Annotated in this window: 4 protein-coding genes and 1 other RNA gene; 3 read left to right on the forward strand and 2 right to left on the reverse strand. The window is 57.9% G+C overall.

Annotated features, from left to right (window positions below; all coding sequences use genetic code 11):
• The coding region (locus HNR46_RS20225; protein WP_184022475.1) for a hypothetical protein at window positions 1-595 on the forward strand (595 nt) is incomplete at its 5' end.
• 47 nt (window positions 596-642) lie between these two features.
• Here HNR46_RS20225 and ffs read toward each other — a convergent pair.
• An RNA gene (gene ffs, locus HNR46_RS20230) (signal recognition particle sRNA small type) lies at window positions 643-737 on the reverse strand.
• Window positions 738-963: 226 nt separating this feature from the next.
• On the opposite strand from ffs, the gene HNR46_RS20235 reads away from it, so the two are divergent.
• On the forward strand, window positions 964-1737 hold the full coding sequence (locus HNR46_RS20235; protein WP_184022477.1) for a PEP-CTERM sorting domain-containing protein: 774 nt from the start codon (window positions 964-966) through the stop codon (window positions 1735-1737).
• 66 nt (window positions 1738-1803) lie between these two features.
• On the opposite strand, the gene HNR46_RS20240 is transcribed toward HNR46_RS20235, so the two are convergent.
• Window positions 1804-2613, reverse strand: coding sequence for a glycerophosphodiester phosphodiesterase (locus HNR46_RS20240; RefSeq protein ID WP_184022479.1), 810 nt, complete (start codon window positions 2611-2613; stop codon window positions 1804-1806).
• Window positions 2614-2757: 144 nt separating this feature from the next.
• Between HNR46_RS20240 and HNR46_RS20245 the strand changes: the two genes are divergently transcribed.
• Window positions 2758-3687 carry a DUF2167 domain-containing protein gene (locus HNR46_RS20245; RefSeq protein WP_184022481.1) on the forward strand — a complete coding sequence of 310 codons (930 nt, stop codon included), beginning with the start codon at window positions 2758-2760 and terminating at the stop codon, window positions 3685-3687.
• The last annotated feature ends 109 nt before the right edge of the window (window positions 3688-3796 follow it).

The following is a 3796-nucleotide window of genomic DNA, read 5'->3' on the forward strand; positions in this document are numbered from 1 at the left end:
TTCGAACTATTGGGAACACGACGGCAACAGCGATCCGACGGACCCACAGTCATTGCCGGAGCTGAAAGTGATGATGTTCGTCGCGGAGGTGGATCAGACCTACCGGGCGTCGGACGATGCGGATCCAGAATGGGCGTATTGCTCGACGCATCTGTTGAGCACCGGCGTGAGCACCTTGAACAACAGGGATGCCATCAAGCAGGAGGAGCTGGAAGAATGGCTGGGCCTAAGCGAACTGAATTGGCCCGCCGATTCGAGTGGGCTCGATGACATTCAGTCGTGGTCAGCGACCCGTGGTATACCCGCTCCAACCGAAAGGAACGGCGCCTTCTGCAGGGTCCGCTTGTGGATGTCGAAGGAGTTCATCAAGGAATGCTCGCGTAGGGTGGATGCCGCGATGGCGGGAGCGGTCCGGGACGAGGGCCGGTGGCACAGTTTCACGCGGAAGGCCATTGACGGCAGTTCGGTGAAGGCAGCGGCGGCGGGTGAGGGAGAACTTCTTTGCGCGGATCAAACGATACCGCGGCTTCAACACACGCTACGACCCGTTTGCCGAGACCTTTATAGATTTCATAAATCTATTAGCCTTAGCTGATTGGATCAAATTCTGAATTCGTCCATTCTGCCTAGAAGTATCTAAAAGGCTGCCAGGGAACCGCGGCAAATCCGGACAAACTACCGTTGCTCCGATCAAGGCCTGGCGGGGTTTGTCTGCCGAACCTCCACGGCCCCTGACAGCAGGCGGAGTCAACACGTCCTTCCCGCAGGGTGCAACGGGTTTTTGACGCGAACGCGCAAGCGCGAGCAGCTCGCGGAGTCAGGGAAGGCTGTCAGAAAAACTCCCGGATTTTTTGGAACGCCCGAACGAATGGCGAAATACGCGGGATAGGCCAGGGCAATTCCGAAGGTGGATGCGTCCAGGCTTTCAACCTAATGGCACCAACTCAACCCCACTCAAAGCCCATGAATCCCCATCCCAACCCTCGCGCCCTTGGCTGGGTCGCGCTCTTCGCGGCCGGAGGACTTGCTTCGGCCGGCACCATCGTTCCGGACCTCAGCGACGGAACGGCTCTGTATAGCCAAACGTCGGCGAACACCGGTACGATCGGCGCCACCGATTTGGCCAGCGGCCTGACGCTCGCAGCCCAGTTCACTCCGTCCACCACGGATCTCTCCAACAGCACCACGGGTGCCGTGGGAATCATTGAAATTGGTGGCACGACCAGTGGCTCGGGCCTCTGGCTGATCGATGGCAGTGTCTGGTTTCTCAGCAGCTCAGGTGATGCGAATGCTTTCCCTTCCGGGCCCGCCGACTTGGCTGGGGGAGATGCCGCCTTTGGTATCCAGCTCGGAATGGTCGCTGCGAATGTTGAAACGACCATTTTCGTTTCGCTGGATACGACGAATGCCACGATCCTCGTGGGTCAGGATGGCGCCTATAGCGAATTCAGTTTGACTGGGGTGACGGGAACCTGGAACTGGCGCGGCAATAGTACCGTTAGCTTCGGTACCGTAGACGAGACGGTACCGAACGCTGCGGCAGGCCTTAAAGGTTACCGCGGCGGTCTGACCGACAACGCTACTGCAGGAGACTTCTTCACCAACAATGCGGTGGCTCTCGATGGCACGGTCACTCTAGGCCAAGTGTTCAATGCCGTTTCCACCGTTCCGGAGCCCACGACTGGACTTTTGGCGCTCGGCGGATTGGCGGGCATGGCCTTCTTCCGTCGCCGCTGATTCCGTGGCCCAATCGGCTCGGGTCGGCATTTCTCGTATGGAGTGCCGACCTCATGAGCAGTTCGATCAATGCTTCGCCTGCTTCTCAAGATACTTCTGCACCTCCACCGGGATATCGGTGCAGATGGCATCCACTCCCAGCCCCAGTCCTAGAAAGTAGTCGTTCATCGTATGGCCGGGCCATCCCGTGACGATGAATCCGGCTTCCCGGGCTTGGGTGACGGCCAAGCGGGTGGTCCCTTCCATCTTGCAGGCAATCCGATGGGAGCCGATCTCTTTCGCGGAGTCCATGAGCGCATGGTCCAAAGGACCTCCTTTGATCAGCATGATCTCTGCGTCGGGATCGATGGCTTTGATGGCCTTGAGTGGGCGTGGATCGAACGAGGTGAAAACCCATGTCGAGTCCTCTGGGCGATGGGTGGTCACTTGTTGGTAAATGGCTTTGGCATAGGCCTCAATCCGATCGTCTGGATAAAGCTCCTTATTGCTGGTCTTCATCTCGAACTCGACGTACATGCCGGGTTTGTCAGCGAGGTAGTCGAGTAAGGTCTGCAAAAAGAGGAGTGGCTCTCCTTGCTTGCGTGAGAGGACTTGGCGAACTGCTGTCGAATCCATGTCCTCGATCGGTCCTTGACCGTGGTGAGTGCGATCAAGGGAATCGTCGTGGAGGATCACCAACTGCCCATCTCGAGTCATGCGGACGTCGGTTTCGAAGCCTCGAACACCCGCATCGTAGCTGCTGCGGAAAGCCCCGAGTGTGTTCTCCTCGAACTCATAGGAGCCCCCGCGATGCGCAAAATGAAAAGGCTTGGCTGGCTCAGCCGCCGTGAGCGGCAAAATCAGGGACAACAAGACCGTGGAGAGGCGAATGGACATCAGGCCGAGACGTTGGCGTGATCTGTTCGCCAACCCGCCCACGAATCCGCAACGGTTTCGCCACATCGGGGCAATGCATGCCCTGGAAGCCCGGACGATCGACTATGGGCTTGTATTGATCTCTCGCCCTCATCATAGGAAGGCATGCATACGGTTAGATGGCTGATTGGGGTGATCGGATTGTCGTCATGGGTTCTTGCTCAGGGAGAAGTGAGCGTTGAGCCGACACCCGAGGAACTTCAGACGATGTATGAATCTCATGTGTCAGCCCTTCTTGAGGGTGAGGAGTATCAAACCGGAGATGTGCTGTTGCCCGGGAAGATCGCCCAGTTGCATTTGCCCGAAGGTTACCGATTTCTTGGGGAGAACGCCGCGAAGAAGGTGATTGTCGACTTGTGGGGAAATCCGCCTGACACGGCGGAAAGTACGATGGGACTTGTGCTACCGGAGGGTCAGGCCATCGAGCATCCCGGAGATTGGGCCATCGTGGTGGAATTCACCGAGGATGGATATGTCTCGGACGAAGATGCGAATGACATGGATGGGGACCAATTGCTGGCTGCGATTCAGGACGGCACCCGTCAGGCAAATGAGGAGCGCGCAGCGGCGGGTTACGAAACGGTGGAGGTGGTTGGTTGGGCCGTACCGCCTCATTACGACAAGGAGCACAAGGTTCTCCACTGGGCCAAAGAGTTGCAATTTGGCGACGAGGGGGAGGGAACGATCAACTACGACGTGCGGGTGCTTGGCCGCCGTGGAGTGCTGAATCTGCAGGCGGTAGCATCGATGGAATCGTTACCGGAAATCCAAGCGGCAGAGGATAAGGTCGCTGGCATGGTCGAGTATCTTCCGGGACACCGGTATGCCGACTTCGATCCATCGAAGGACGAAAAGTCGGAGCTGTCTTTGGCGGGCATGGTTTTGGGGGGAGCGGTGGCTGCGAAAATTGCTGCGAAGGCGGGGATCCTTGCAAAACTGGGACTGTTGTTTGCCAAGCTCTGGAAAGCCATTGCGATTGGCGGTGTGGCGTTGGTCTCGATCTTCAAGAAGAAGTTCTCCCGCGGTCGCGCTTGATTTCTGGCAGCCCTTTAGACCGATTGCCAAAAGTTCTTTCCGCTATGGGGAGTGGGTGCGGCAGACCGAACGCATGAGATCCGGGCGCTTGAGCAGATCCCGGATGGAC

The organism is Haloferula luteola, from assembly GCF_014201715.1.
Taxonomy (GTDB): Bacteria; Verrucomicrobiota; Verrucomicrobiia; order Verrucomicrobiales; family Akkermansiaceae; genus Haloferula; species Haloferula luteola.

Excerpts from the sequence above, each read along its gene's own strand:
- HNR46_RS20235 (WP_184022477.1), top strand. The coding sequence starts at position 964 with ATGAATCCCCATCCCAACCCTCGCGCCCTTGGCTGGGTCGCGCTCTTC.
- HNR46_RS20240 (WP_184022479.1), bottom strand. The coding sequence starts at position 2,613 with ATGTCCATTCGCCTCTCCACGGTCTTGTTGTCCCTGATTTTGCCGCTC.
- HNR46_RS20245 (WP_184022481.1), top strand. The coding sequence starts at position 2,758 with ATGCATACGGTTAGATGGCTGATTGGGGTGATCGGATTGTCGTCATGG.